Annotated in this window: 24 protein-coding genes; 16 read left to right on the top strand and 8 right to left on the bottom strand. The window is 71.2% G+C overall.

Features of this window, described 5'->3' with window-relative positions; translation table 11 throughout:
• The first annotated feature begins 13 nt into the window (after positions 1-13).
• The 4 genes from ACFYMM_RS09080 to dnaK all read left to right on the top strand — a co-directional run bounded on the left by ACFYMM_RS09080 (position 14) and on the right by dnaK (position 5,070).
• Entirely contained in the window at positions 14-415 is a 402-nt protein-coding gene (locus ACFYMM_RS09080) for a hypothetical protein (protein ID WP_388385153.1), read from the top strand.
• Positions 416-519: 104 nt separating this feature from the next.
• The gene (locus tag ACFYMM_RS09075; RefSeq protein ID WP_388385152.1) at positions 520-2,658 is read left to right on the top strand and encodes a phage holin family protein; all 2,139 of its coding nucleotides are present in this window, start codon (positions 520-522) and stop codon (positions 2,656-2,658) included.
• A 16-nt stretch (positions 2,659-2,674) separates the two neighbouring features.
• Complete coding sequence (locus ACFYMM_RS09070) at positions 2,675-3,100, top strand: OsmC family peroxiredoxin (protein ID WP_388385151.1); 426 nt, start codon at positions 2,675-2,677, stop codon at positions 3,098-3,100.
• A 92-nt stretch (positions 3,101-3,192) separates the two neighbouring features.
• Complete coding sequence (gene dnaK / locus ACFYMM_RS09065) at positions 3,193-5,070, top strand: molecular chaperone DnaK (RefSeq protein ID WP_388385150.1); 1,878 nt, start codon at positions 3,193-3,195, stop codon at positions 5,068-5,070.
• Positions 5,071-5,101: 31 nt separating this feature from the next.
• Here dnaK and narI read toward each other — a convergent pair whose 3' ends face one another.
• The 4 genes from narI to ACFYMM_RS09045 form a co-directional block, all read right to left on the bottom strand.
• Positions 5,102-5,734: a respiratory nitrate reductase subunit gamma gene (narI, locus tag ACFYMM_RS09060; protein WP_388385149.1), complete on the bottom strand. Its 633-nt coding sequence runs from the start codon at positions 5,732-5,734 to the stop codon at positions 5,102-5,104.
• Positions 5,734-6,225: a nitrate reductase molybdenum cofactor assembly chaperone gene (narJ, locus tag ACFYMM_RS09055; RefSeq protein ID WP_388385148.1), complete on the bottom strand. Its 492-nt coding sequence runs from the start codon at positions 6,223-6,225 to the stop codon at positions 5,734-5,736. The genes narI and narJ overlap by 1 nt, the downstream gene beginning before the upstream one ends.
• Before the next feature lie 100 nt (positions 6,226-6,325).
• Complete coding sequence (locus tag ACFYMM_RS09050; protein WP_388385147.1) at positions 6,326-7,186, bottom strand: helix-turn-helix domain-containing protein; 861 nt, start codon at positions 7,184-7,186, stop codon at positions 6,326-6,328.
• 70 nt (positions 7,187-7,256) lie between these two features.
• Positions 7,257-8,108, bottom strand: a complete 852-nt coding sequence (locus ACFYMM_RS09045) for a helix-turn-helix domain-containing protein (RefSeq protein WP_388385146.1) — start codon at positions 8,106-8,108, stop codon at positions 7,257-7,259.
• 85 nt (positions 8,109-8,193) lie between these two features.
• Between ACFYMM_RS09045 and ACFYMM_RS09040 the strand changes: the two genes are divergently transcribed.
• The gene (locus ACFYMM_RS09040) at positions 8,194-8,499 is read left to right on the top strand and encodes a 4a-hydroxytetrahydrobiopterin dehydratase (RefSeq protein WP_388385145.1); all 306 of its coding nucleotides are present in this window, start codon (positions 8,194-8,196) and stop codon (positions 8,497-8,499) included.
• 4 nt (positions 8,500-8,503) lie between these two features.
• A complete protein-coding gene (locus ACFYMM_RS09035) occupies positions 8,504-9,265 on the top strand; it encodes a class I SAM-dependent methyltransferase (protein ID WP_388385144.1) in 762 nt (253 codons plus the stop codon).
• Here the strand turns inward: ACFYMM_RS09035 and ACFYMM_RS09030 are convergent.
• Both ACFYMM_RS09030 and ACFYMM_RS09025 read right to left on the bottom strand, forming a co-directional pair.
• Entirely contained in the window at positions 9,244-11,907 is a 2,664-nt protein-coding gene (locus tag ACFYMM_RS09030) for a cellulose binding domain-containing protein (RefSeq protein ID WP_388385143.1), read from the bottom strand. The genes ACFYMM_RS09035 and ACFYMM_RS09030 overlap by 22 nt on opposite strands.
• A gap of 155 nt (positions 11,908-12,062) precedes the next feature.
• A complete protein-coding gene (locus tag ACFYMM_RS09025) occupies positions 12,063-14,981 on the bottom strand; it encodes a glycoside hydrolase family 48 protein (protein WP_388385142.1) in 2,919 nt (972 codons plus the stop codon).
• A gap of 270 nt (positions 14,982-15,251) precedes the next feature.
• On the opposite strand from ACFYMM_RS09025, the gene ACFYMM_RS09020 reads away from it, so the two are divergent.
• The 3 genes from ACFYMM_RS09020 (at position 15,252) to ACFYMM_RS09010 (ending at position 19,548) form a co-directional block, all read left to right on the top strand.
• On the top strand, positions 15,252-16,724 hold the full coding sequence (locus ACFYMM_RS09020; RefSeq protein WP_388385141.1) for a cellulose binding domain-containing protein: 1,473 nt from the start codon (positions 15,252-15,254) through the stop codon (positions 16,722-16,724).
• 43 nt (positions 16,725-16,767) lie between these two features.
• Positions 16,768-18,516: a glycoside hydrolase family 6 protein gene (locus tag ACFYMM_RS09015; protein WP_388385140.1), complete on the top strand. Its 1,749-nt coding sequence runs from the start codon at positions 16,768-16,770 to the stop codon at positions 18,514-18,516.
• A gap of 165 nt (positions 18,517-18,681) precedes the next feature.
• Positions 18,682-19,548: a class I SAM-dependent methyltransferase gene (locus ACFYMM_RS09010; protein WP_388385139.1), complete on the top strand. Its 867-nt coding sequence runs from the start codon at positions 18,682-18,684 to the stop codon at positions 19,546-19,548.
• 39 nt (positions 19,549-19,587) lie between these two features.
• Here the strand turns inward: ACFYMM_RS09010 and ACFYMM_RS09005 are convergent, their stop codons facing one another.
• Positions 19,588-20,301, bottom strand: coding sequence for a glycoside hydrolase family 75 protein (locus ACFYMM_RS09005; protein ID WP_388385138.1), 714 nt, complete (start codon positions 20,299-20,301; stop codon positions 19,588-19,590).
• Between the two features lie 226 nt (positions 20,302-20,527).
• Between ACFYMM_RS09005 and ACFYMM_RS09000 the strand changes: the two genes are divergently transcribed.
• Positions 20,528-21,139, top strand: a complete 612-nt coding sequence (locus ACFYMM_RS09000; protein WP_388385137.1) for a hypothetical protein — start codon at positions 20,528-20,530, stop codon at positions 21,137-21,139.
• 121 nt (positions 21,140-21,260) lie between these two features.
• Here the strand turns inward: ACFYMM_RS09000 and ACFYMM_RS08995 are convergent, their stop codons facing one another.
• Positions 21,261-22,097 (bottom strand): aldo/keto reductase, encoded by an 837-nt coding sequence (locus ACFYMM_RS08995; RefSeq protein WP_388385136.1) that lies wholly within the window; start codon positions 22,095-22,097, stop codon positions 21,261-21,263.
• Between the two features lie 298 nt (positions 22,098-22,395).
• Here ACFYMM_RS08995 and ACFYMM_RS08990 point away from each other — a divergent pair, with 298 nt between their 5' ends.
• From ACFYMM_RS08990 to ACFYMM_RS08965, 6 genes are all read left to right on the top strand, one after another.
• Positions 22,396-22,536, top strand: a complete 141-nt coding sequence (locus tag ACFYMM_RS08990) for a pyrroloquinoline quinone precursor peptide PqqA (protein ID WP_388385135.1) — start codon at positions 22,396-22,398, stop codon at positions 22,534-22,536.
• Between the two features lie 100 nt (positions 22,537-22,636).
• Positions 22,637-23,278 (top strand): pyrroloquinoline-quinone synthase PqqC, encoded by a 642-nt coding sequence (pqqC, locus tag ACFYMM_RS08985; RefSeq protein WP_388385134.1) that lies wholly within the window; start codon positions 22,637-22,639, stop codon positions 23,276-23,278.
• Entirely contained in the window at positions 23,275-23,529 is a 255-nt protein-coding gene (gene pqqD, locus ACFYMM_RS08980) for a pyrroloquinoline quinone biosynthesis peptide chaperone PqqD (RefSeq protein WP_388385133.1), read from the top strand. Before pqqC ends, pqqD begins: the two co-directional genes overlap by 4 nt.
• A complete protein-coding gene (gene pqqE / locus ACFYMM_RS08975) occupies positions 23,526-24,650 on the top strand; it encodes a pyrroloquinoline quinone biosynthesis protein PqqE (RefSeq protein WP_388385132.1) in 1,125 nt (374 codons plus the stop codon). The genes pqqD and pqqE overlap by 4 nt, the downstream gene beginning before the upstream one ends.
• Positions 24,647-25,846 (top strand): glycoside hydrolase family 105 protein, encoded by a 1,200-nt coding sequence (locus ACFYMM_RS08970; protein WP_388385131.1) that lies wholly within the window; start codon positions 24,647-24,649, stop codon positions 25,844-25,846. The genes pqqE and ACFYMM_RS08970 overlap by 4 nt, the downstream gene beginning before the upstream one ends.
• Positions 25,847-25,850: 4 nt before the next feature.
• Positions 25,851-26,633: a Tat pathway signal sequence domain protein gene (locus tag ACFYMM_RS08965; RefSeq protein ID WP_388385130.1), complete on the top strand. Its 783-nt coding sequence runs from the start codon at positions 25,851-25,853 to the stop codon at positions 26,631-26,633.
• Position 26,634: the final 1 nt, after the last annotated feature.

Genomic DNA, 26,634 nt, shown 5'->3' with positions numbered 1-26,634 from the left:
TGAGGGGGACGCCATGGGACCGGTTCGGGTAACGGCGATCGCGAGTCTGACGCCGCTGGAGGAGCTGGAGGCCGATCCCTTCCTCGTGGACTCCCGCAGCCAGCACGCGATGTGCGGGCGCTGGGCCGCCGAGCGGGGCTACGTCGTCGTACGGGAGCTGCTGGTGCGCGGGCTGCGCGCCGACCACTGTGTGCTCTGGGACGGGGTGCGGCCCGGGACCGACCTGTTCGTCGCGCCGAGCCGGCGGGTGCTGGAGAGCGCGCTGTCCTCCGTCGAGGAGTTCACCGCCGAGTGCGCCCGGCGCGGGGTGCGGGTCGAGACGGTCGGCCGTGCCGAGCCGCTGTACGACGCCCAGATGAAGGCCCGGGTGCACCGGCGCCTGTCCATGCCGACGGCGGGATACGACGGCCGTTAGCCACTGGGCGCGACCGCCCCGGGGGCCGAAGGCCCCGATCGGACGTGTGACAGGGTGGACCCGGCCCGCACCGGCGACGGGCCGGGACGTGAGGTGTGGGGGGCGTGGGCGGCGGGCGGTGGCGGCGGATCGCCGGTCAGATCGGTCGGAGCATCGCGGTGTGGGCGGTCTCCACGCTCACCATGCTCGTGCTCGCCGGTCTGCTGCCCGACTTCCGGCTGCAGTCCTCCGACGGCGCCAGCGCCACCCGCATCGGCGTCACCGCCGCCCTCGGCGCGGGCGCCTTCGGGGTCCTGTCGGCCGTCGTCTGGCCCCTGCTCGTACGGCTGTTGCTGCTGGTGCCCGCCCTGGTCGTCGGTCTGCTGGTGTTCTTCCTCAACGGCTCGCTGCTGCTGCTCGCGCTGCGCGTGGACCCCTCCGGCCAGAGCGAGGCCGCGCCCGAGACCGCCGTCATCGTCGCCGCGGTGATGTCCGCGGTCGCCTCGGCCACCGGCGGCGCCCTCGCCGTACGCGACGACGAGGCCTACCGGCGCAGGCTCCACCGGCTCGCCGACCGCCGCCGCGGATCCCACCCGCCCTGCCCGCCCACCCCGGGCGTGGTCTTCGTCCAGCTCGACGGAGTCGGCCACGACGTGCTCACCGGCGCCGTCGCCAAGGGGCTCATGCCCACCGTCGGCCGCTGGCTGGCCGCCGGCGTCGGGCAGCGCCCCACCCACCGGCTCACCCCCTGGCGCACCGACTGGTCCAGTCAGACCGGCGCCAGTCAGCTCGGCATCCTGCACGGCAGCACCTTCGACGTCCCCGCCTTCCGCTGGTACGAGAAGGACAGCGGTGAGGTCATGGTCTGCAACCGGCCCACCAGCGCCGCCGAACTCCAGCGCCGCGCCGTCGAACGCACCGGCGACGGCGGTCTGCTCGCCCTGGACGGTGCCAGCCGCGGCAACCTGTTCAGCGGCGGCGCCGCCGAACAGGCCCTCGTCCTGTCCATCGCCACCCGCCGCCGCGGCCGGGAGAACCGGTCCCGGGCCGGCTACTTCGCCTACTTCTGCGACCCGGCCAACGCCGTGCGCACCGCCTTGTCCTTCACCGCCGAGGTGGCCCGCGAGATCGGCCAGTCCACCCGGACCCGGCTGCGCAAGCGGCGCCCGCGCGTCAGGCGGGGTGGGCTGTACCCCCTGGTGCGGGCCTTCGCCACCGTGGTCGAACGGGACGTCGTCGTCGCCGCGGTGATGGGCGACATGCTGGCCGGCCGCACCGCCGTCTACGCCGACCTCGTCGCCTACGACGAGGTCGCCCACCACTCCGGTCCGCGCAGCCGGGACGCCGAGAAGGTGCTGCACCGCCTCGACCGGTCGCTCGCGCTGATCGAGAACGTCGCCGGACACGCCCCGCGCCCGTACCGGATCGTCGTCCTGTCCGACCACGGCCAGAGCCCCGGCGAGACTTTCCACGCCCGCTACGGCCTCACCCTCGCCGACCTCGTCCGGGCCGGCTGCGGGCTGCCCGTGCCACGCCGGGCCGAGCGGACCCGCAGCGGCGCCGAGGCCCGCGCCGCCGTGCGCGCCGCCCTGGGCCGGCCCGTCGAGGAGGGCGGCGGCCGGCACCGCTCGGCCGGACACCCGGAGCCGGTCGTGCTGGCCTCCGGCAACCTCGGCCTGGTCTCCTTCCCGGACGTGCCCCACCGCATGTCGAAGGAGGAGATCGACGCCCGCCACCCCGCGCTGCTCGGCACCCTCGCCAACCACCCCGGCATCGGCTTCCTGCTGGTGCGCAGCGAACGCCACGGCGGTGTCGTCCTCGGCGCGCACGGCGCGGAGATCCCCCTGGACCGGCTCGACGAGGAGCCCGGCCCGCTGGCCGGGTTCGGGCCCGGTGCCGCCGACGCCGTCCGCCGTACGCACTCCTTCCCGCACACCGCCGACATCATGGTCAACTCCTTCCACGACCCGGCCGACGGCGAGGTCCTCGCCTTCGAGGAGCAGATCGGTTCCCACGGCGGCCTCGGTGGCGCCCAGGCCCACCCGTTCCTGCTCTCGCCCCTCACCCTGTCCGGCCCCGCCGACGACGGGGCGGACCTGACCGGCGCCGAGCAGGTGCACCGGGTGCTGCGGCGCTGGCTGCGCGAGTCCGAGGGACCGCGGGTGCCGCTCGCCGCGCCGCGCGCCGAGGCTGACCCGTCCTCTGGGTGCGGGGCGCCGGAATGTGATCGGATGGAGGTCACGGAACTCGGAAACGGGCCCTGACGCGAAAGGAACAACCGTGGCTACCACGCGCACCGCTCACACGGTCTGGGAAGGCAATCTGCTGGAGGGCAACGGCGTCGTCACCTTCGACTCCTCCGGCATCGGCGCGCAGCCGGTGTCGTGGCCCTCGCGCGCCGAGCAGGCGAACGGGAAGACCAGCCCCGAGGAGCTGATCGCCGCCGCCCACTCCAGCTGCTTCTCCATGGCCCTCTCGCACGGCCTGGCCGGCGCGGGCACCCCGCCCACCAAGCTCGTCACCGCGGCGGACGTGACCTTCCAGCCGGGTGAGGGCATCACCGGCATCCACCTGACCGTCGAGGGCACCGTCCCCGGCCTGGACGACGACGCCTTCGCCGCCGCGGCCGAGGACGCCAAGAAGAACTGCCCGGTCAGCCAGGCCCTGGCCGGCACGACCATCACCCTGTCGGCCAAGCTCACCTGAGCCGGACGACGGCCGGCCGCACGTCCCATTGACAAGAGCCCACTCAAGTTTTGTGCTGGAGTGGGACAGTGCCCTGACGGAAGGGGACGGCGATGGGACGTGCGGTCGGTATCGATCTCGGGACCACGAACTCGGTCGTGGCGGTACTGGAGGGCGGTGAGCCCACCGTCGTCGCCAATGCCGAGGGAGCGCGGACCACACCGTCGGTCGTGGCCTTCGCGAAGAACGACGAGGTGCTGGTCGGCGAGGTCGCCAAGCGGCAGGCCGTGACCAACGTGGACCGCACCGCCCGCTCGGTCAAGCGGCACATGGGCGACGCGGCCTGGCGCTTCCCGGACCAGGGTTCCGTCGGCGGCACCCGGTTCCGGGCCCAGGAGCTGTCGGCGCGGGTGTTGCAGAAACTGAAGCGGGACGCCGAGGCGTACCTCGGGGAGGACGTCACGGACGCGGTGATCACTGTGCCCGCGTACTTCGACGACACCCAGCGGCAGGCCACCAAGGAGGCCGGCGAGATCGCCGGCCTGAAGGTGCTCAGGATCATCAACGAGCCGACGGCCGCCGCCCTCGCCTACGGCCTGGACCGGGGCGAGGAGCAGACCGTCCTGGTCTTCGACCTGGGCGGCGGCACCTTCGACGTGTCCCTGCTGGACATCGGCGACGGTGTGATCGAGGTGAAGGCCACCAACGGCGACACCCACCTGGGCGGCGACGACTGGGACCAGCGGATCGTCGAGCACCTGGCCAAGCGGTTCAAGGGCCAGTACGGCATCGACCTCACGGGCGACAAGATGGCGGTGCAGCGGCTGCGCGAGGCCGCCGAGAAAGCCAAGATCGAGCTGTCGTCCTCCTCCGAGACCAGCATCAACCTGCCCTACATCACCGCCTCCGCCGAGGGTCCGCTGCACCTGGAGGAGAAGCTGACCCGGGCCCAGTTCCAGGAGCTGACGGCCGACCTGCTGGACCGCTGCCGGACGCCCTTCCATCAGGCGGTCAAGGACGCCGGCGTGAAGCTGTCCGCGATCGACCACGTGATCCTGGTGGGCGGTTCGACCCGGATGCCAGCGGTCACCGACCTGGTCAAGGAACTCACCGGCAAGGATCCGCACAAGGGCGTCAACCCCGACGAGGTGGTGGCGGTCGGCGCGGCCCTCCAGGCGGGCGTCCTGCGCGGCGACGTCAAGGACGTCCTCCTGCTCGACGTCACCCCGCTGTCCCTGGGCATCGAGACCAAGGGCGGCATCATGACCAAGCTGATCGAGCGCAACACCACGATCCCGACCCGGCGTTCGGAGATCTTCACCACCGCCGACGACAACCAGCCCTCCGTCGGCATCCAGGTCTACCAGGGCGAACGCGAGATCGCCGCCTACAACAAGAAGCTCGGGGTCTTCGACCTGACCGGTCTGCCGCCCGCCCCGCGCGGGGTCCCGCAGATCGAGGTGGCCTTCGACATCGACGCCAACGGGATCATGCACGTCTCCGCCAAGGACCTGGCGACCGGCCGGGAACAGAAGATGACCGTCACCGGCGGATCCGCCCTCCCCAAGGACGACATCGACCGGATGATGCGGGAGGCGGAGCAGTACGCGGAGGAGGACCGCAAGCGCCGCGAGGCCGCCGAGACCCGCAACCAGGCCGAGCAACTCGTCTACCAGACCGAGCGGTTCCTGCGGGAAAACGGGGAACGCGTGCCCGCCGAGACCCGCACCGAGGTCGAGACGGCGGTCACCGAACTCAAGGGCCTGCTGGAGCGCAACGCCGAGACGGCCGCCCTGCGCACGGGAACCGAGAAGCTCGCCACCGTCAGCCAGCGGATGGGCCAGGCCATGTACGCCGCGGCCTCCGGCGGTGAGACCGGCGAGGCCGGGGCGCGGAGCACGGCCGGCGCACCGGGCGCGGCCGAGGAGGAGGGCGTGGTCGACGCCGAGATCGTCGACGACGAGCCCGACGCCAAGGGCGGCGCGGCATAGGGCCCGCCCAGCCGCCCAGCCGCTCAGCCGTTCAGCCGCTCAGCCGTTCCCAGCCCCGGCGGTCCGGGCACGGGTCCGGCCGCTGCGGGTCCCGCACCCGGTACACCACGTACGGCCTGGTCAGATACTGCACGGGCGCGCTGAACATCCGCACCAGCCGGCTGTACGGCACGAACGCGATCAGGGACATGCCGAGCACCGCGTGCACCTGGTGCAGCACCGGCGCGCCCGCCATCAGACGCGTCTTCGGCCGCAGGGTGAACAGGCTGCGGACCCACGGGGCGATCGTGGCGCGGTAGTCGTAGCCGTCCCCGACGACATGGGCCAGCTTGGCCGCCATGCCCAGCACGATGGCCGCGAGCAGGACGGCGTACATCGTCCTGGTGCGTCGGCGGTGGATCAGCACCAGGAGGCCGGCGACCGTCAGCAGTCCGGCCGCGTTCGTCCATGACATCGGCACGTACACGCCGAGCAGATGTCCGGCGAGCACGCACAGGACGCCGTAGTGGAAGACGGGGGAGGCGACGGTCAGCAGCCTCGGCTCACCCGTCTGCGAGGAGCGCGGGGCCCGGCCGAACCTGTCGTAGCGGTAGCGCCAGACGAGGCCCGCCACCAGCAGGGTGACGACGACGTAGGGCAGGGCGCCCCACAGCAGGGTGGTCATCAGGGCACTCCGGTGTGTGCGGTCGGCACGGTGGCGCACACCGCGTCCAGGACGGAGGCGTACGGCGTGCCGAAGTCGGTCAGCCCGGAACGCAGCCGCTCCAGGCCGTCGCGGTACTCGGTCAGCAGGCCCGTCTCGCCGGTGCGGGCGGTGAACTCCAGCACCGCCGGCAGGAAGTCCGGCAGCTCCTTGCCGCTGAACTCCAGGCCGTGCGCCCGGTAGACGCCCTCCAGACGGACCAGGGACACACCGCGCCGGGCGGTGTCGCCGTCGTGCCACCGGCTCAGATGCAGGCTGTGCCGGCGCCCGGTGTCGAAGACCCGCACATAGTGCGCGGCCAGCTCCTCGGGCCGGGTGAGTGCCGCGTGGTCGACGAACTCCCGCAGTTGCGGCGCCGCTTCACGAAGCAGCGGCAGCCGGGCGCGGAAGTCGTCGTCGGGATAGGTCAGGCAGAGCGCGGCCGCCTGGTACAGCACGGCGTCCGAGGGCATCAGGCCTCCTTCGCGTCGGCGGGATCGTCCGCCCGCTTCGACGGTAGGGCGACACGCCGCAGCGCACCCGTCCACGGCACCCGTACGGGTCAGCGGGAGGTCAGCGTGCGCGGCACTCGCGCAGGATCTCCCTGGTGCGCCGGGCGGACGCGGCCTGCGCGGTCATGTGGTCGAGGACCTCCAGATGCGTGGAGACCTCGCTGCGCGAGTCCAGGTACAGGGCGCCGGTGAGGTACTCCGTGAAGACCATGTCCGGCAGCTCGGGCTCGGCGAACCGGAACAGCGAGAAGGGCGCGTACGTCCCCGGGTGCGGGCCGCTCGCGAACTCGGCGACCTGGAGGGTGACCCGGTCCCGGTCGGCGTACTCCAGCAGCTTGTCCAGCTGCTCGCGCATCACCTCGGCGCGCACGCTCACCGGCCGCCGCAGCACCGTCTCGTCCATGATCACCCACAGGTGGGGCGGGTCGTCCCGGTCCAGCAGCCGCTGGCGCTCCATGCGCAGCGACACGTGCCGCTCGATGGTCCGCGGGTCGCCGTGCCCGATCGTGCCGGCCTCCATCACGGCCCGCGCGTAGTCCTCGGTCTGCAGCAGGCCGGGCACGAAGTGCGGCTCGTAGGAGCGGATGATCCGGGCGGCCCCCTCCAGGCTGACGTACAGGCTGAACCAGTCCGGCAGCACATCGTGGAAGCGCTGCCACCAGCCCGGCTGGTTGGCCTCCTCGGCCAGCTCCACGAAGGCGGCCGACTCCTCCTCGGACACCCCGTAGGTGGTCAGCAGCACCTGCACGTAGGGGATCTTCAGCGCGACCTCGGCCATCTCCATCCGCCGTACGGTCGCCGACGCCACCCGCACCACCCGGGCGGCCTCCTCGCGGCTCAGCCCGGCCGCCTCCCGCAACTCCTGCAGCCGCTTGCCGAGCACCACCTGGCCGACGGTGGGCGCAGCCCGCCGCTCACTCACGCCACGCCTCCCCTACGCGCCGAAGTACGCGAGCAGTGTGCCACGCCCCGCCGCGTCGCACACGTGCTCGTCACACCACGAGTGAGTGCAGGTACTTGGCGGTGGCAGGGTCGGCGGGCAGGAACGTCTCGATGGCCAGCTCGGCGACCGTCACGTCCATGGGCGTGTTGAAGGTGGAGATCGACGACACGAAGGACAGGGTCCGGCCGGCGTGCTCGATCAGCAGCGGCAGCGCGAAGTAGGCCACGGGCTCTTCCGGTTCCCCGCCGGGCGCCTCCTCCGGCACCGGATAGGCCGCCACCTCCTCGTACAGGGCGCGCAGGGTGTCCGACCGGTGCAGGGCGATCTCCCGCTCCATCTGGGCGAGCAGGTGCCCGCGCCACTCGCGCAGGTTGCGGATGCGCGGCGCGAGGCCCTCGGGGTGCAGGGTCAGCCGCATCGCGTTGGGCGCGGGCCGGAACAACGACTCCGCCACGCCCTCCAGCAGCATGGCGATGCCCCGGTTGGCGGCGACCACCGTGTACGTTCCGTCGACCACCAGCGCCGGATACGGCTCGTAGCCCTGGATCAGCCGTTCCATGCCGTCGCGCAGCGCGTCCAGCGCCGGGTCGCCGAGCGGGGTCTCCGGGTAGCGCGGGGCGTAACCGGCCGCCAGCAGCAGGGAGTTGCGCTCCCGCACCGGCACGTCCAGGTGCTCGGCCAGCCGCAGCACCATCTCCTCGCTCGGCCGGGACCGGCCCGTCTCGATGAAACTGATGTGCCGGGCGGAGGAGTCGGCGCGCAGGGCCAGTTCCAACTGGCTGACCCGGCGCCGCTCCCGCCAGGCGCGCAGCAGTCGGCCGACCCCCTTGTCGGCGGAGGCGGTGCCCGCGGGGCCCGCGGGGCCGGCAGGGGCGGCTGGGCCCGTGGTGAGCGTGGTCATACGGACGACCGTAGTGGAGGAGCGCGCCCGTCGGAGAGCGTGGCAGGCTGGACGGGTACCCGACACCGAGGCAGGGAGCCTGGTCATGGCCGTCGAACCACTGTCGCAGAAAGAGGTCGAGGACCGGCTGGCCGAGCTGCCGGGCTGGTCGCTGGACGGCGACCGCATCACCCGCTCGTACCGGCTGGAGTCGCACTTCGCGGCCGCGGCCCTGGTCGTGCACATCGCGCAGGTCCAGGACGAACTCGACCACCACTCCGACCTCACCCTCGGCTACCACACCGTCTCGCTCTCCGTGCACACCCACAGCGCCGGCGGCGCGATCACCGACAAGGACCTGGCGCTGGCCCGCAGGGTGGAGGACATCGCCCCAGGCCACGGGGCAAACTGAGGGTGTGCTCGACTACGAGAAGGAAGCCGACGGCTACGACGCCTCGCGCGGCGGCGAACCCCGGGCCGAGGCGGCCGCCCGCGCCGTCCTCGGCCTGATACCCGACCGGCCCGGCCGGCTCCTCGACATCGCCTGCGGCACCGGGATCGTCACCCGGCTGCTGGCGGCGGCCCGGCCCGCACTGCGGGTGACCGGCGCCGACCTCAGCCCCCGTATGGCCCGTACGGCGGCTGCCCGGCTGCCCGGCGCGATCCTGCTGGCCGACAGCCGCCGGCTGCCCTTCGCCGACGGCACCTTCGACGCCGTCACCAGCGTCTGGCTGCTGCACCTGATGGACGGTCCCGCCGACGTCCGGGCCATCGTCGGCGAGTGCGCCCGGGTCCTCAGGCCCGGCGGTGTGTACGTCACCACCGTCGACAAGGCCGCCGCGCACGACGTCGGCAGCGACATCGACGCCGTTCTCGCCCCGCGTCCCCGGCGCGCCGCGCAGGACGCGGCCGGCACCGTCACCGCGCACGCCGCCGCCCACGGGCTGCGCCCCGCCGGCCGGGCCTCCTTCCCCGGCCTGGGCCAGGGCCGCAGCCCCCGCGCCACCATCGCCGACCTGCGCCGGGGCTGGTTCACCATGCTGCCGCCCGGCGAGCGGCGCACCGAGGACTTCGCGGAGCGTCTGGCCCGCCTGCCGGACCAGGACCGCCGCCGCCCCGATCCCCGGTTCGGCGTGCGGTCCTTCGTCATGCCGGGTCAGCCCGCGCCGCAGGTCTGACCGCCCAGTTGGAACGACGCCGGCCTGGTGTTCGCACCCGACCAGCTCCCGGTGAATCCGAAGGCCACCGACGCGCCCGGCGCCACCGCGCCGTTCCAGCCGACGTTCTTCGCCGTCACCGCCGTGCCCGACTGGGTGGAGTCGGCGTTCCAGGCCTGGGTGACCTTCTGGCCGTCCGCGAAGGTCCAGCCCAGTGACCAGCCGCTCCAGGCCGCCGAGCCGGTGTTGGTCAGCTGGACGTCGGCCTGGAAACCGCCGGCCCACTGGTTGGTGATCTTGTAGGTGACCGTGCAGGCGCCGCTGGGCGGGGGGTTCGTACCGCCCCCGCCCCCGGTGCCCCCGCCGCCGGTGTCGGAGGTGTCGCCGTAGATGACACCCCGTCCGTTGGTGGAGATGTACACGCGTCCGTACACCCTCGGGTCACCCGTGATGGCCGCGCCCGTCCAACCCCACTGGTGGGCGTCGTCGTTGATTCGGGTCCAGCTCGCTCCCTCGTCGGTCGAGCGGAAGATGCCGCGCACCCCGCCGATCCTCGCGCTCGTGTACAGCGTCTGGTAGGAGGCTCCCGCCGCTGCCTTGCCGAAGCCGACCGTGTCGGCCTGCTCGACGTTCGACAGCTTGGTGAAGCTGGTCCCGCCGTCCGTCGAGTGCCACAGGCCGTACGCGCCGTCCGTGGCACCGCCCGCCAGCCACACGTCGCCCCGCGCGCCCGGCAGCGCCTTGAAACGCACGCTGTCGCCGCTGGGCAGGCCGGTCGCGGGAGAGGCGGTGAAGGTGGCGCCGCCGTCCGTACTGACGTAGAACTTGCCGGACTTGAAACCGTAGAAGGTCTTCGGGTCGACCCGGTCCGACTCCACGCGCGCGCCGGCCGGGATGCCGGACGACGCCGACCAGGACGAGCCGAAGCCCGTCGTGTACTGCACACCGGTGCCTGCCGGGCTCCACACGAACCGGCCGCCGTCCGGCGCGGACGCCACCGTGCCGCCGCCCGAGACGCCCGAGGGGTCCGTGCCGGCGAACCAGTTGGCGCCGTTGTCCGTCGAGAACGCGATGTGCGGGCCGGAGTCGAGGTTGCCGACCCGCACGACGGTGTTCGGGTTCGTCTCGGCGAAGTCCAGACCGGTGGTCGTGGTGAAGGTGGGGGAGGTGTACATCAGCGGGGGGACCTTGGTGAGGTCCGTGTGCCGGAAGCCGCCGATGTCCCCGAGCGCGCTGAACAGCTGGGCGCCGCCGGACGGTGGCGCGGCCAGGTCGTTCACCGACGTCTCCTCCAGCCCCTGCACCATCGGCTTGACGGTGAACTGGCCGCCGCTGTCCCAGTTCGTGAGGTTCTCGGTGCCGTAGAGCGTCGCCCCCGTGCCGTACATCATCCGCGCCGAGTCGAACGGGTCGATCTCCAGCGACTCCGTCATCCACCCCAGTTTGGGGGTCTGCTCGGGCGGGGAGGGGTTGGCGCCGAAGGTCAGCCAGGGGGACGAGGACACGTCGATCGTGTAGCGGTTGGCGCGGTTGGGGTACGACGTGTAGTCCCAGGCCTTCGTCCAGGTGGCGCCGCTGTCGGTGGAGCGGAAGATCTGGGTGTCCGGCCACCAGGAGCTGGCGGCCGTGGCCATGACCGTGCCCGGGTGCTGCCGGTCGACGGTCAGGCCGCTGAAGCCGTAGGAGGTGTCCGCCTCCGCGACCGGACTGATGTTCGTCCAGGTGCCGGTCGCCGTGGCGTACCGCCACAGTTGGCCCTTGCCGCCGTCGTACGGGCCGCCCTTGTCGCTGTAGGCGAGGTACAGGTAACCGTTCCTGGCGTCGAGCACGCCCTTGTGGGCCAGGTAGCCGGTGGGCTGCCCGGGCAGCCGCGACCAGGTGGCGCCCGCGTCCGTCGAGCGGTACACCGCGTTGTCCTTGTCGGCGACCCCGACGTAGATCGTCCGGGTGGCGCTGCCCGAGCTGCCCGTGGACTCGTCGAAGGTGACCCAGACGACGCCCTGGTTGTCACTGGCGTATCCGGTCGTGTCGGTCGGGTCCTGCTGGTAGTTGCCGGGATCGGGGAAGGCCGTCACCTGCGACCAGGTCACCCCGGAGTCCGTCGAGCGCCACAGGCCCTTGCCGCTGGGCGCGCCCAGGTACAGCACGCTGTCCTTGTTCGGGTCGATCGCGAGGCGCTCGCCCATGCCCCGGCCGGGCATGTTCCCGCCCAGCTTGAACGGCAGGTCCGTCTTCTGCCAGCTGGCGCCCCGGTCGGCGGAGCGCAGCACCGCCCCGTTCCCGGGATCCCAGCTGTTGGTGTACGTGCCAGCCGCCACGTACACCTTGTTCGGGTCCACGGAGTCGGAGGCCAGGCTGACGACCCCGGTGTGCCCCCAGTCGTTCCAGCCGACCGAGTCCAGCAGCGGGGTCCAGGTCTTCGTCGACTCCTGCCAGCGGTAGGCACCGCCGATGTCCGTGCGGGCGTACACCAGGTTCTTCTCGGAGCGGTTGAAGACGATGCCGGGGACGAAACCGCCTCCGTCGATGCGGGCGTTGTGCCAGCTGTACGTGTCGGCCGCGACCGTGGTCCTCGGGGCGGAGGCGGCCAGTGCGGGCGGGGTGCCCGCGAGCAGGCCGGCGGCCAGCGCCAGCACGGCCGTGAGGATGCGGGTTCTGCGCACGGTGGGGGTCCTCTCTCACACGGGCGGCTCAGGGTCCTGTCGTCACATCGGAGGAGTACATGACGACCGGGCGGCCCCCTGTGCGGGAGGGGACCGCCCGGTCCGGTGGCCCCGCCGTCAGGTGGCGGGACCTGCACGCGGAGCGTCAGCGGGGACTATTCGAGCAACTCCGCATACGAACCCATGGCCATGGCGATGTCCGCCTGGGCCCAGAACCGGTGGTACGTGAAGCTGGGCGCGGCGCCGCCCTTGAGGTAGGCCTCGATCTTCGACCAGGCCGGGTCGTTCTTGTAGAAGGACCGCAGGGAGCTGAACGTCGAGGACGAGTTGATCGCGTCGCCGTTCGGCATCTTGCCGCTCCAGCCGCTGGGCACGTACACGCTGTCGCCGAACCGGCTGTAGTCGGTGCGGGTCTCCGGGACGGCGATGCCCAGGCTGTCCTGGTAGTTGTTCCACATGCCGTCGAGCAGTGCCTTGGCGGTGGACTTGGCGGTCGCGTCACCGGACTTGGCGCCGTAGTACGTCAGTGTCTTGGCGTACGCGGCGGCCACGCCGACGTCGTTGGTGTAGTCGGCGACGGTGACGTGCAGCCCGCTGTTGGAGCCGGGGCTCGACGGGTTCCAGGTGTCGGGCTGGCCGGACCACTGCAGGGTGGAGGGGATCTGGTAGGTGCCGTCCGGGTTGATCGTGGTCTTGGACAGTGCCCACTTGACCCACTTGTCGAGGATCGACTTCGCCGTGGTGTCGCCGGTCTGCTGGTAGTACTCGGCGACCCGTTCCATCGACCACGCCTGGAAGCCGAACCACTGGTTGGAGGGCGGGTCGTGGTAGACGGGCTCCCAGTCGTAGTACATGCCGTAGAAGGTCGACGTACCGGCCGGCGGGCTGGCGTACCGGCCCTGCCAGCTGTTGGTCGCGCCGCCCGCGATGGCACCCTCGGACGACTGCAGCCACTGGTAGAACTCCAGCTGCCGCTGCAGCGACTTGCTCCAGTCGGTGGCGCCGGTCGCCGACTTGGGCTTCAGGTCGGCGTAGGAGCTGAGCGCGTAGGCCGCCAGGGGGTTCTGGTAGCCGCCGTGGACGTGGCTGGAGCCGATGCGCCAGGCCCAGCCCGAGTTGGTGTCGGTGGCGCCGCCCCAGGCGTAGTACCAGGACAGCAGGTAGTCCGAGGCGTCCTTGCCGGTGCCGGCCGGGCAGGTGGACGGTCCGACGCAGTTGCCGATCTTCTTGAAGTACTTGTCGTACATGGCGTAGCGCAGATAGTCGCCCATCTTCGCCGCCTTGCCGACGGTGGCCGACACGTCGCCGCCCTTGCCCTGCGCCTTCGCCCACACGTCCGCCCAGTAGGCGGCCTGCACCGCACGCGCGTCGGCGTCCGGGGCGTCCGTGTACTTCCACTGCTTGGAGTAGGAGTTGTCGCCGGTGAACAGGTCCAGGTAGCCGTTGGTGCCGCCGTACTTGAAGGCGTCACAGGTCGGCTGCGGGACCGTCTCCCAGACCGACTCCTGGGGTCCGCGCTGGAAGGTGTTGATGTACGACGGTCCGCTCGCCGTCGGCCCGCCCTCGCAGGTGCCGCCGGGAGTGTCGCCGTAGCCGTAGACGTTGTCGACGTCCTCCAGCCAGTGCATGCCGTAGACGTCGTCCGTGCCGTACGCCGACTTCAGTTCACCGGCGATCGGGTCGGAGCCGACCGGGACCGACGTGTCCAGCTTCGCCGGGTACTGGTTCGGGGTGTCCTCCTCGGGCGCGTAGGTCGCCGGCTTGGAGGCGTTGTAGAAGGAGTTGGTGGGCTGGTCGGCGTGGGTGGGGATCATGTACTTCTCCATGAGGCCCCACGCCCCGTTGAACTTCGACCAGTCACCGGTCACCTTGCCGTACATCGCCTGGAGCCACAGCAGGTAGCTGTAGGCCTCCGACGTGGTCTCATGACCCTGGTCCGGGGCCTCGACGATCAGCGTCTCCACCGAGTGGTAGGGGATGCCCTGGGGGGAGAAGTAGCCGTTGGCCGGGTTGGTGATCTTCCCGTAGAGGTCCAGGAAGCGGGCGTCGTACGCCTTCTGTGCGGCCAGCTCCGTCACCGCCACCGCCGCCTTGGCGTAACCGGTCGCCGACGCGGTGAAGGTCGCCACCCCGGTGCCCGAGGAGTCGGCCGTCACGGTCACCGTCTGCGCGGTGTTCCAGTTGGCGGGGGTGAAGGTCAGCGACGAGCCGCCGGTCACCGACAGGCCGGTGTTGCCGTCGGTGCGGGCCACGCCCACCGTCACACTGGCGCTCGGCTGCGTCGACAGCTTCACCGAGAACGTGCCCGTCTTGCCCTGCTGGACGCCCAGCTGGGACGGGGAGGCGACGATCGCGGGACCCGAGGCCACGGTGATGCCGACCGGCGTCGACTCGGCGGAGGCGCCCAGGCTGTCGTACGCCTTCGCCACCAGCGAATGACTGCCCACGGACAAACTGGAGACCGGGAGCGTGAACGGCGCGCTCGTGTCCGTGCCCAGCAGCGTGGTGTCGTCGTAGAACTCCACCTTGCTGATGGTGGCGTTGTCGGCCGCCGCCGCGGTCGCCGCCAGCGGGACGGCGTCCCCCTGCGTGTAGACGGCGCCCGCCGCCGGGCTGGTCAGCACGGTGACCGGCGGCTGGTGCGCGCCGGCACAGGTGGTGCCGTTGACCGCGAAGCTCGTCGGGGCGGTGTTGGTGCCGCTGTAGGTGAACTGGGCGCCCGTGGAGACGGCGGCGCCCGCGGCGATGGTGCCGTTGTACCCGGCGTCCTTCACGGTGATCGACTGACCGGACTGCGACCAGGTGCCGTTCCAGCCGTTGCTGAGCTTCTGGTTGCCGCCGTAGGCGTACGCCAGCGTCCAGCCGTTGATCGGGTCCGTACCGCGGTTGGTGATCGTGAGGTCGGCGGTGAAACCGGAGCCCCAGTCGTTGGTCTTGTAGTCGACGCTGCACTGCAGCGAGGCGGCCTGGGCGGTGGTCGTGCCCGCCGCGAGCATCGACAGGGGCAGGGCCAGCGCGGCCACCACGGCGGTCCACAACCGCCGTACGGCTCTGCGTCTGCGTCCGGGATCCATGTGCTGGTTCCTCCTTGTGCGGCTGGATTGCGGCTCGGGGGGAGAAGTCAAGGCTTGAACCAGTGGGAGCGCTCCCATAGTGCGGACGGGGGTAGGAACGGTCAAGGTGCTTGAAGAGTCGAAATGATTCGACGGATCCGGTTGAGGAAAAGTCAAGCGGCTCCCCTGTCCTTCGCGGGCACTTGGCGATACCTTCCTTCGCACCAGTGGGAGCGATTCCAATCAGTCGACGCGTCCGTCACGGCGCGCCCGAGCTGCAAGGAGTCGCTCATGCGACACCCCCCGCGTTCAGTACTTTTAGCCGTCGCCGGCGCGGTCGCGCTCCTCGGGAGCGTGGCCGTACCGGTGGTGTCGGCGCAGGGAGCCACGCCCGCCTGCACGGTGGAGTACTCGGTCACCAGCCAGTGGGACACCGGCTTCCAGGCTTCCGTGCAGATCACCAACAACATGGCGGCGCTGAGTGGTTGGAGCCTCGGCTTCGACTTCGCGGGCGGCCAGAAGGTCACCCAGGGCTGGAACGCCAAGTGGTCCCAGTCCGGCACCACCGTGACCGCCGCCAACGAGAGCTACAACGGCTCCCTCGGCTCGGGCGCCAGCGTCAGCGCGGGGTTCCTCGGCTCCTGGTCGGGGAGCAACGCCGTACCGACGACGTTCAAGCTCAACGGCACGACCTGCAACGTCGACACCCAGCCGACGCCCCCGCCGACCGACCCGCCCCCGGCGAGCGGCTCGGCACCCGCGCTGCACGTGTCCGGCAGCAAGCTCGTGGACGCCGCCGGCCGGACCCGCAGGCTGCTCGGCGTGAACCGCTCCGGCGGCGAGTTCATGTGCGTGCAGGGCAAGGGCATCTGGGACGGGCCCGTCGACGACGCGGCGATCAGGGCGATCGCCGACTGGAAGGCGAACGCGGTCCGCATCCCGCTCAACGAGGAGTGCTGGCTGGGACTTTCGAACGTCAAGCCGGAGTACGGCGGCACCAACTACATCAACGCCGTCAAGGACCTGGTGGCCCGCGTCGAGGCGCACGGGCTGACCCCGATCCTGGACCTGCACTGGTCCTACGGCCAGTACACCGGCAACTCGGCCGGCTGCTCCGACGTGCACGCCACCTGCCAGAAGCCGATGCCCGACCGGCAGTACGGCCCGGCCTTCTGGTCCTCGGTGGCCGGCACCTTCAAGAACGACCAGGCAGCGGTGTTCGACCTGTTCAACGAGCCCTACCCGGACCGGGCGACCTCCACCACCGCCCAGGCCTGGCAGTGCTGGAGGGACGGCGGCACCTGCCCCGGCATCTCCTACCCGGTGGCCGGCATGCAGGACCTGGTCGACGCCGTCCGCGGGGCCGGGGCGAGGAACGTGATCCTCGCCGGCGGACTCGCCTACTCCAACGACCTGAGCCAGTGGACGGCCTACCGGCCCACCGACCCCACGGGCAATCTGGCCGCCTCGTACCACGTGTACAACTTCAACACCTGTTCCACCGAGAGCTGCTGGAACTCGACCATCGCGCCGGTCGCGGCCCAGGTGCCGCTGATCGCCGGGGAGATCGGCGAGAACACCTGCTCGCACGGGTTCGTCGACGGGGTCATGAAGTGGTTCGACGACCACGACCTGTCCTACCTGGGCTGGACCTGGAACACCTGGGACTGCTCCTCCGGTCCGTCCCTGATCTCCGCCTACGACGGCACCCCCACCGCCTACGGCGCCGGTCTGCGTGACCACCTGCGCGCCGTCAACCCCTGATCCCCCACGCAATCCTCCCGACGGAAGAAGGAAACCCGCACTCATGAGTCGTACCAGAACACCGTTGCTCGCCGCCCTGGCGCTGGTCGCCGGGGCCTCCGGGACGGCACTGACCGCCGCGCCGGCGACCGCCCAGACCTCCGCCATCCCCTGCACCGTCGACTACAAGGTGCAGAACCAGTGGGACACCGGCTTCACCGCCGCCGTGACCGTCACCAACAACGGTGCCGCGAAGTCCAGTTGGGCCGTGAAGTGGTCGTACGCCGGCAACCAGCAGGTCACCAGCGGCTGGAACGCCCAGATCAGCCAGAGCGGAAGCGCCGTCACCGCGGCCAACGAAAGCTACAACGGCTCGCTGGCGACCGGCGGTTCGGTCAGCTTCGGATTCAACGGCAGCTACAGCGGCACCAACGCGATCCCGGCCACGTTCACCCTCGACGGCGTCACCTGCAACGTCGACGACGGTGGCGGCACCGGCGGGGGTACCGGCGGCGGCACCGGCGGAGGCACCGGTGGCGGCACAGGCGGAGGCACCGGCACCCGGGTCGACAACCCGTACGCCGGCGCCAAGGTGTACGTGAACCCCGAGTGGTCCGCCAACGCCGCCGCCGAGCCGGGCGGCAGCCGCGTCTCCAACCAGCCCACCGGCGTCTGGCTCGACCGCATCGCCGCCATCAACGGCGCCGACGGCAAGATGGGCCTGCGCGCCCACCTGGACGCGGCCCTCGCCCAGAAGGGCAGCAGCCCGGAGGTCGTCCAGCTGGTCGTCTACGACCTGCCCGGCCGTGACTGTTCCGCCCTCGCCTCCAACGGCGAACTCGGCCCGACGGACATCGACAAGTACAAGACGCAGTTCATCGACCCGATCGCGACGATCCTGTCCGACCCCAAGTACGCCTCGCTGCGGATCGTCACCACCGTCGAGCTGGACTCGCTGCCCAACCTCGTCACCAACACCGGCAGCCGGGCCACCGCCACCCCCAACTGCGACACCATGCTCGCCAACGGCAACTACGTGAAGGGCGTCGGCTACGCCCTCGCCAAGCTGGGCGCCATCCCCAACGTCTACAACTACCTCGACGCCGGGCACCACGGCTGGCTCGGCTGGGACGACAACTTCGCCCCCTCCGCCAACGTGCTGAAGCAGGCGGCCACCAGCGAGGGCGCCACGGTCGACGACGTGGCCGGGTTCATCACCGACACCGCCAACTACAGCGCCCTGAAGGAGGACAACTTCACCGTCAACGACACCGTCAACGGCACCACGGTGCGCCAGTCGAAGTGGGTGGACTGGAACCGGTACGTCGACGAGCTGTCCTTCGCCCAGGCCTTCCGCAACGAGCTGGTGTCGGTCGGCTTCAACTCCGGCATCGGCATGCTGATCGACACCTCCCGCAACGGCTGGGGCGGCAGCGCCCGCCCGACCGGCCCGGGCCCGAAGACCAGTGTGGACGCCTACGTCGACGGTGGTCGCTACGACCGCCGTATCCACGTCGGCAACTGGTGCAACCAGGCCGGTGCCGGTCTCGGTGAACGCCCGCAGGCCAGCCCGGCTCCCGGGATCGACGCCTACGTGTGGATGAAGCCCCCGGGTGAGTCCGACGGTTCCAGCACCGCCATCGCCAACAACGAGGGCAAGGGCTTCGACCGCATGTGCGACCCGACGTACACGGGCAACCCCCGCAACAACAACAACATGTCCGGCGCCCTGCCCAACGCACCGCTGTCCGGGCACTGGTTCTCCGCCCAGTTCCAGCAGCTGATGCAGAACGCCTACCCGCCGCTGCCGTAGCACGGTGAGCCTTCGCCGGGGCCGGGCCGGAAAGGCCCGGCCCCGGCGGACCGCGAACCCGGGGAGGCGAGCCGCGTCCGGTTTTTTGCCGTACCGGCAACAGGAGTGGCCCTCGTCCGGTGCGTCGGCGCACGCTGACGGCACCCGGACGAGAGGCTGACTCCCATGGCGCACGACCACCACCACACGGATCTCGACTGGAGCGAGATGGCCCCCCTGCTGGAGGCGCAGGCGGAGCTGTTCACGCCGCTCTACGAGCGGGCCATCGCCTGGCTGGCGCGGGAGGTGACCGAGCCGGGGCTGATCGTCGACGCGGGCAGCGGACCGGGTGTGGTGTCCTGTCTGTTCGCCGAGGCCTTTCCCGGGGCGCGGGTCCTCGCCGTCGACAGCGCGCGGCCGCTGCTGGAACGCGCCCGCGACCGGGCCGCCCGCCGGGGCTTCGCCGACCGCTTCGACACCCTCTCCGGTGAACTGCCGCAGGTGCTAGCCGAGTTGGAGTATCCGGCCGACCTGATGTGGGCCAGCCGAAGCCTGCACCACCTGGGCGACCAGCGGGCCGCGCTCGCCGCCTTCGCCGCCCGGCTGGCGCCCGGCGGCACCCTGGCCCTCCTCGAAGGCGGTCTGCCCTCCCGCTTCCTGCCCCGCGACCTCGGCATCGGCCGGCCGGGACTGCAGGCCCGGCTCGACGCGGTGCAGGAGGAGTGGTTCACCCGGATGCGGGCCGACCTGCCCGGCTCCGTCGCCGAGACCGAGGACTGGCCGGCGCTGCTGACCTCCGCCGGCCTCAAGCAGACCCGCACCCGCAGTTTCCTCCTCGACCTGCCGGCCCCGGCCTCCGACCGCACCCGCGCCTACGTCGCCGCGCACCTGTCACGACTGCGCGCCGACGTTGGCGCCGAGAGCCTGGACGCCGACGACCTCGCCACCCTGGACCGCCTCCTCGACGCGGCCGACCCGGCGAGTGTGCACCGCCGCCCGGATCTGTTCGTCCTGACGGCGTACACGGTGCACACGGCTGTCCGTCCGGTGTAGCGGCATCGGGCCGTCCGGTCCCTGGCCCGGCCCGCGCCTTCAGTTGTTGGCGAGGAACTGCTGGGCCAACTGGTCGCCGAGGGACACCGCCGCGCTGTGGCTCTCGATGGGGGACACCTTGGAGTTCTTGAACAGGATGTAGGTCACGCCGGAGTCCGCGCCGCCGGTCGCCGGGTCGGGGTCGATGCCGAGCGCCTTGGCGGTGGCGTACGACGCCTCACCGATGATCTTCGTGGGGCCGGTGTCGCCGACGACGGCGTACTCGACCTTGTTGTTGTAGATGACGGCGACCACGCCACCGCCCTTGATGCCGGCGCTGGAGTAGTTCCAGATGCCGCTGGAGCTGGGCACGACGATGTACGGGAGCGACTCGGCCTTCAGCGGCTTGCCGTCGGACTGGTGGAAGGCCGTGTCGTTCTGGTACCAGGGGTCGCGGTTCTCGTTGCAGTTGGTGGTGCGCTGGCCGTCGCAGTCGATGTCCATGTCGGCCTTCCAGAACACCGCGCCGTTCTTGCCGCACACGGGAACGGTGGCCGAGGTCTCGTCGTCGGTCTTGTACTTGCCGTTGGATATCTGCGAACAGGACTTCACCTTGGCGAGCAGGTCGGCCGCGCTGACCGAGCCCTCCTGGGCGGACGCCGGGGTCTTCGTGCCGGTGGTGGCGCCGGTGCCGCTGGCGTGCGCGGGCAGCACTCCGGCGGCGAGCAGGGCGGCCCCGGAGGCCGCGGCGAGGGTCAGTGTTCGAAGGCGCACTGTGGGGGACCCTTCTGTTAGGAAAGTTTCCTTACCGGGTGCCGTACAAGGTGGCCCCGACTGCATGTCCGCGTCAAGCCCTGGGTGTGAACTCCCGCCCACAGGTGCGGATTCGAGCCTATTCCGGCGTATTGCGACGATTTGTTCGCAGGAGAAGACTGGAAGGGGCGGATGTCTCGCGCCAGGTCCGCCCCGAACTCCGGCCGTTTCCGGGAGGCGAGGCGTGATGTTCGTACGCAGCGTGTACGTGACCGGTGATCCCACGAAGATCGACTCGGCTCTCCGCGCCCTGAACAGCGAGGGGCGCGATCTGCTCGAAGACCGTCCCGGCTACCGTGGCGCGGGCGTCTTCGTCGACCGGGAGCTGGGCAAGCTGCTGGCGATCAGCTGGTGGGACTCGCGGCACGCCCGGCGCAACAGCGACGAGGTGATGCGCGAGCGGCGGCCGGCCCTGCTGGAGCCGTTCGCCGGGACGGTCTCGGTCGAGAACTACGAGGTGCCGGTCTTCCACGCCGCCCAGCACCCACGGGTGGGCGGCGGACTGCGCCTGACCCGGCTGGACTTCGACCCGGCGGACGCCGATCTGCTCGCCGACACCTTCCGGGCGACGGTGGTGCCCCGGCTGGAGACGTTCTCCGGGTTCGCCAGGACCGTCCTGTTCGTGGACCGCGAACGCGGGCGCGGCATGGTCGGCGTGCTCTTCGTCGACCGAGATTCCCTCGCCGCGTCCCGCGCGGGACAGGCGGCGGCCCGGCGCGGAGGGGCGGACAAGGCGCAGGTGACGGTGACCGGGCTGGAGGAGTTCGAGGTCGTCCACGCGGACGTGTGGCCCGACTGAATCGACCGGTTCGGGGGAGCTGCGGCGCAAGCGAGGTGCGGGCGCGAGAACGGCGGCGGTCCGTCCCGGCCGGGACGGACCGCCGCCGCTTTCGCGCGGGCCTCAGCGCACCGTGCGGGCCTCAGCCCACGTCGAAGGTGGCCGGGTCCGGGCCCAGGCGCCGGTCCTCGTTCAGCGCGCTGATCGCCGCGAGGTCCTCGGGGTCCAGGGTGAAGTCGAAGACCTCGATGTTCTCCTTGATCCGGGACGGCGTCACGGACTTGGGGATCACGATGTTGCCGAGCTGCAGATGCCAGCGCAGCACGATCTGGGCCGGGGTGCGGTTGTGCTTCTGCGCGATGGCGACGATCGCCGGCACCTCCAGCAGGCCCTTGCCCTGGCCGAGCGGGGACCACGCCTCGGTCGCGATGCCCTGCGCCGAGTGGAAGTCCCGCGCGGCGTGCTGCTGGAGGTGCGGGTGCAGCTCGATCTGGTTGACCGCCGGGACGACCGACGTCCCGGCGATCAGCCGCTCCAGGTGCTCCGGCAGGAAGTTGGAGACGCCGATCGCCCGCACGCGGCCTTCGGCGAGCAGCTTCTCGAACGCCTTGTACGTGTCGAGGTACTGGTCACGGGCGGGCAGCGGCCAGTGGATCAGGTACAGGTCCAGGTACTCCAGGCCCAGCTTCTCCAGCGACGCGTCGAAGGCGCGCAGCGTGGAGTCGTACCCCTGGTCGCTGTTCCAGAGCTTGGTGGTGACGAAGATGTCCTCGCGGGACAGGCCGGAGGCGGCGATGGCCTTGCCGGTGCCCTCTTCGTTGCCGTAGATCGCCGCTGTGTCGATGCTGCGGTACCCGGCCTCCAGAGCCGTGGTGACGGCGGACTCGGCCTCGTCGTCCGGCACCTGCCAGACGCCGAAGCCCAGCTGGGGCATCTCGACGCCGTTGTTGAGGATGATCGGGGGGACCTTGCTGCTCACGAGCTCTTGATCCTTCGGTTGTCGACAGGTGGTACTCCCATCGTCAACGATCACGAGCCGTGATGCATTCCTGACCGGGAAATCCACCGTCACTGACTGGCGAGTCAGTGACGGGTACCACGAGATTGGCCAGAAATGCATCGGACCTCATCGGTCCGGACCATTGACCGCGGGCCGTCATGCCGCGACTCTGTATCGCGCCACCGAACGTTCTGCTGAACTCGGTGCAGGGATGTGAACAGCCGTGCCTATCTGGCCCGGAAACCCTCCCCACCCTCGGGAAAGCAGGTACTCCCACATGAACGAGACCCTGGTCGAGGACCCTCAGACGGAGCCGTCGGTTCAGGAAACATCGGATGAAAAAGTCTGGCAAAGCCCCGGTTTCCATGTGGTGGAGACCGCCCTCGAAGTGACCGCCTACGCCCTCGCCGACCGCTGACCCCTCGGCGGCCGCACCATGACCACGACACCCCTGCGGGACGGCGGCGCCACCGTCGCCCCCCTGGACGAACGAGGAGTTCACGGGGCGGCTGCGCGCCGTGACCGGGGAGCGCTACCACGACCGGCACCCCTTCAACGTCCGTATGCACCGCGGCGAGCTGACCACCGCCGAACTGCGTCGCTGGATCGCCGCCCGCTTCCACTACCAGCGGCACATCCCCGTCAAGGACGCCCTGATCCTCGCCAAGCTCGACCGGCCGGAGCAGCGCCGCGCCTGGCTGCGCCGCATCCGCGACCACGACGGCACCGCCGAGGGGGAGGGCGGCATCGAACGCTGGCTGCGGCTCGGCGAGGCGGCCGGCCTGACCCGCGGGGAACTGTGGGACGGCTCCCGGGTGCCGCCCGGGGTGCGGTTCGCGGTCGACGGGTACGTCACCTTCTGCCGGCTGCGCCCCGCCCTGGAGGCCGTCGCCGCCTCACTGACCGAACTGTCCGCGCCGGACCTGATGCGCACCCGCATCGCCGCCTTCGAACGCCACTACCCGTGGATCGACCCGGCCGGACTCGACTACTTCCGCACCCGCGTCACCCAGGGTGCCCGTGACGGCGAGGAGGCGCTCGCCCTCGTCCTGTCGTGGGCCCGCACCCGGGAGCAGCAGGAGCGGGCGGTGTCCGCGCTGGCCTTCAAGTGCGAGGTGCTGTGGGCACTGCTGGACGCCGTGGACCGGAGCGGGCCATGACCTGGTGTCCAGCCCTCCGCCGTGGCGTGGTCCTGCGGTACGACCGGGTGCGCGGCCGTGACCTGTTGCTGCTGCCGGAGCGGGTGGTCGTGCTGCACGGCCGGGCGGGCGGTGTGCTCGGGCTGTGCGACGGCAGCCGGGAGGTCGGCGAGATCGTCGCCGAGCTGTCCGCGCGGTTCCCCGGCGCGCCGGTCGCCCGCGAAGTACCGGAGTTCCTCGGACGGTTGCGCAAGGAGGGCTGGCTGACATGACCGTCGCCCCCATCGGTCCCCCCGGCCCCCCGTGGGCGCTGCTGGCCGAGCTGACGCACGGCTGTCCGCTGCGCTGCGGGTACTGCGCCAACCCCGTCGAACTGGTCGGTCGGTCAGCCGAGCTGGACACCGGGCAGTGGGCCTCGGTGTTCCGGCAGGCGGCCGCCCTCGGCGTCGTACAGACCCATCTGTCCGGCGGCGAGCCCCTGCTGCGCCGGGACCTGCCCGGCCTGGTCGCCGCCGCCGACACGGCGGGCCTGTACGCACAGCTGGTCACCAGCGGGGTGGGACTGACCGAGCGGCGGCTCACGGAACTGGTCGACGCGGGTCTGCGCAGCGCGCAGCTCTCGGTCCAGCACACGGACGCGGCGCGTGCCGAACACATCGCGGGCGCCCGCTCCGCCGGGGCGAAGGAGCGGGCCGCCCGCCTGCTCCGCGCGGCGGGCCTGCCCTTCGGTCTGAACGTCGTCCTGCACCACGGCAACCTGGACGCCATCGACGACCTGATCGCCCTGGCCGTGGCCTGGGGCGCGGACCGCGTCGAGCTGGCCAACACCCAGTACCACGGCTGGGCCCTGCGCAACCGCGCGGCACTGCTGCCCACCCGCGCCCAGCTCGAACAGGCCCGGCGAAAGGTGCTGCGCTGGCGCCGGCGTCTCGGTGGCGACCTGGAGTTGATCTGGGTGACCCCCGATCTCCTGGACGCCACGGCGAAACCCTGCATGGGCGGCTGGGGCCGCGTCTCCCTCACCGTCACCCCCGACGGCACGGTGCTGCCCTGCCCGTCGGCGGCCGCCCTGCCGGACCTCGACCCCCCGAACGTGAAGAGCCACCGACTCGACTGGATCTGGCGGGACTCCAAGGCCTTCAACGCCTTCCGCGGCGAGTCCTGGATGCCCTCCCCCTGCCGCGACTGCGCCCTGCGCACCACGGACCACGGTGGCTGCCGCTGCCAGGCCCACGCCCTGACCGGCGACCCCGCCCGCACCGACCCGGCCTGCCGCCACGCCCCCGACCACCACCTCGTGGCAGACCTGGTGCGGGGGCGGGGCGGCGCGGCCGACGATCCTCCGCTCGCGGGCCGACGGCCCGCCTACGTCTACCGAGAAGGAGCAAAATGAGCCGTCGACGTCCGCGCGCGGCGATGACCGCGCTCGGGTTCGCCGCCGTCGTGCTGGCGGCCCTGCCCACGGCGGTCCCGGCGCCCGCCGCCGCGGCGAACGCCTCGCGCCCGGCCGCCCGGCGCACGGTGGCCCCCGACTGGTCCACCGCCGTGGTCGACTCCACCATGGCCCGCTACACGCCGAGCGACATCGGCGGCTGGTCGTACCCGGTCGGGCTGTACCTGTACGGGCAGTACCTCACCTACCGGCGCACCCACGACACCCGCTACCTCACCTACATCAAGAGCTATGTCGACCGCTTCGTGAAGAGCGACGGATCGATCGGCCAGTCCTTCGACAGCCTGGACAGCATGCAGGCCGGCCGGCTGCTGGTGATCCTGCACCACGAGACCGGCCAGGACCGCTACCGCAGGGCGGCCCAGAAGATCCGCGACCGCCTCACCGCCTACCCGCGCACCGCCGACGGCGGCTTCTGGCACGCCGACAGCTCGAGCCGCGCCCACCAGCTGTGGGCGGACGGCGCCTACATGGTGAACCCGTTCCTCGTCGAGTACGGAAAGGAGTTCGGCGACAGCGCCTACACCGACGACGAGGCGGCCGAGCAGCTGTACGTCTACGGCACTCATCTGCAGGTCGCGAACGGACTGCTCCGGCACGCCTACGACGAGTCCAGGACCGCGAGCTGGGCCGATCCGCAGACCGGGCTCGCTCCCGAGCACTGGTGCCGGGCCGTCGGCTGGTACTCCATGGCGGTGGTCAACGTCCTGGACGCCATCCCGGCGAACCAGCCCCGCCGTCGTCCCCAACTCCTGTCGATCTTCCGCAAGTTGGCCGCCGCTCTGGAGAAGTACCAGGACCCCGCGACCGGGCGCTGGTTCCAGGTGATGGACAAGGGGGACCGGTCCGACAACTGGACCGAGACCTCCTGCTCCAGCATGTTCACCTACGCCCTCTCGCGCGGCGCCCAGCAGGGCTACCTCGACCCGCACTACGCCGCCGTCGCGCAGCGCGGCTACCAGGGCGTGCTGGCGAGGCTCTCGGTCGGCCCCGACGGCCGCACCAACCTCGCCGACATCTCCGTCGGCACCAACGTCGGCGACTACGCGTACTACGTGGGCCGCACCCGGGCCACCAACGACTTCCACGGCCTGGGCGCCTTCCTGATCATGAACGAACAACTGCGAGGAGATTAGTGTCATGAGCACGTCTAGAAGGGCACTGCTGGGTGCCGCGGTCGCGGGCGCGGCCGGGACGGCGCTGGGACTGCCCGCCACCGCCGACGCCGCCTCCTGGCAGCAGAAGTGGGCTCCCTCGGCGAGCCGCGACGGCCTCGGCGCCTTCGAGACCGTCGAGGACGACCGCGCGGACTCGCACCCCGCCGGGCATCCCCACATCTTCGCCACCGGCGCCAACTGGCGCTTCAACATGCACATGGTCGACCGGGACACCATGACCGACCGGCAGCGCCAGGAGGTCACCGGTCTGCGCACGAGTTCCAGCGGCTACCTCACGTGGAACCAGGGCCAGACCTGGCGGGTCACCTACTCGATGTACATCCCCGGCTCGCTGAAGGCGACCACCACCTTCACCCACATCATGCAGATGAAACAGCCCGGCACCGGCTCCTCCCCGATCGTCACGCAGTCGCTGCGCCGGGTGAACGGGAAGCAGACCATCGAGCTGAACCTCGCCACGGACGGCATCGTCGTCGGCCGCGCCGACCTGGACCCGCTGCACGACAAATGGACCGACGTCGACTTCCAGATCAGGGTCGGCAACGGCTCGGCGGGCTCGGTCCGCTGGATCCTCAGGTCCGGCGGCTCCACCGTGATCGACGTGTCGAAGACCGGCGTCGACACCTTCCTCGCCGACCGGGTGCGCCCGAAGTGGGGCATCTACCGCTCCCTCGGTGACACCTCCGGGTCCCTGCAGGACACCTACCTGCTGCTCACCAACCTCCGTGGTTACCAACTGGTGTGAG

The sequence above is a fragment of the Streptomyces sp. NPDC006739 genome, from assembly GCF_042869815.1.
Lineage (GTDB): Bacteria > Actinomycetota > Actinomycetes > Streptomycetales > Streptomycetaceae > Streptomyces.
Note: the sequence above shows the minus strand (reverse complement) of the source record. Positions and strands in the feature narration are given on the sequence as shown.

Bases quoted from the DNA above. Each gene is read 5' to 3' on its own strand.
- ACFYMM_RS09080 (WP_388385153.1), top strand. From the start codon at position 14: ATGGGACCGGTTCGGGTAACGGCGATCGCGAGTCTGACGCCGCTGGAG.
- dnaK (WP_388385150.1), top strand. From the start codon at position 3,193: ATGGGACGTGCGGTCGGTATCGATCTCGGGACCACGAACTCGGTCGTG.
- narI (WP_388385149.1), bottom strand. From the start codon at position 5,734: ATGACCACCCTGCTGTGGGGCGCCCTGCCCTACGTCGTCGTCACCCTG.
- narJ (WP_388385148.1), bottom strand. From the start codon at position 6,225: ATGCCCTCGGACGCCGTGCTGTACCAGGCGGCCGCGCTCTGCCTGACC.
- ACFYMM_RS09045 (WP_388385146.1), bottom strand. From the start codon at position 8,108: ATGACCACGCTCACCACGGGCCCAGCCGCCCCTGCCGGCCCCGCGGGC.
- ACFYMM_RS09040 (WP_388385145.1), top strand. From the start codon at position 8,194: ATGGCCGTCGAACCACTGTCGCAGAAAGAGGTCGAGGACCGGCTGGCC.
- ACFYMM_RS09025 (WP_388385142.1), bottom strand. From the start codon at position 14,981: ATGGATCCCGGACGCAGACGCAGAGCCGTACGGCGGTTGTGGACCGCC.
- ACFYMM_RS09020 (WP_388385141.1), top strand. From the start codon at position 15,252: ATGCGACACCCCCCGCGTTCAGTACTTTTAGCCGTCGCCGGCGCGGTC.
- ACFYMM_RS09015 (WP_388385140.1), top strand. From the start codon at position 16,768: ATGAGTCGTACCAGAACACCGTTGCTCGCCGCCCTGGCGCTGGTCGCC.
- ACFYMM_RS09010 (WP_388385139.1), top strand. From the start codon at position 18,682: ATGGCGCACGACCACCACCACACGGATCTCGACTGGAGCGAGATGGCC.
- ACFYMM_RS09000 (WP_388385137.1), top strand. From the start codon at position 20,528: ATGTTCGTACGCAGCGTGTACGTGACCGGTGATCCCACGAAGATCGAC.
- ACFYMM_RS08990 (WP_388385135.1), top strand. From the start codon at position 22,396: ATGAACGAGACCCTGGTCGAGGACCCTCAGACGGAGCCGTCGGTTCAG.
- pqqD (WP_388385133.1), top strand. From the start codon at position 23,275: ATGACCTGGTGTCCAGCCCTCCGCCGTGGCGTGGTCCTGCGGTACGAC.
- pqqE (WP_388385132.1), top strand. From the start codon at position 23,526: ATGACCGTCGCCCCCATCGGTCCCCCCGGCCCCCCGTGGGCGCTGCTG.
- ACFYMM_RS08970 (WP_388385131.1), top strand. From the start codon at position 24,647: ATGAGCCGTCGACGTCCGCGCGCGGCGATGACCGCGCTCGGGTTCGCC.
- ACFYMM_RS08965 (WP_388385130.1), top strand. From the start codon at position 25,851: ATGAGCACGTCTAGAAGGGCACTGCTGGGTGCCGCGGTCGCGGGCGCG.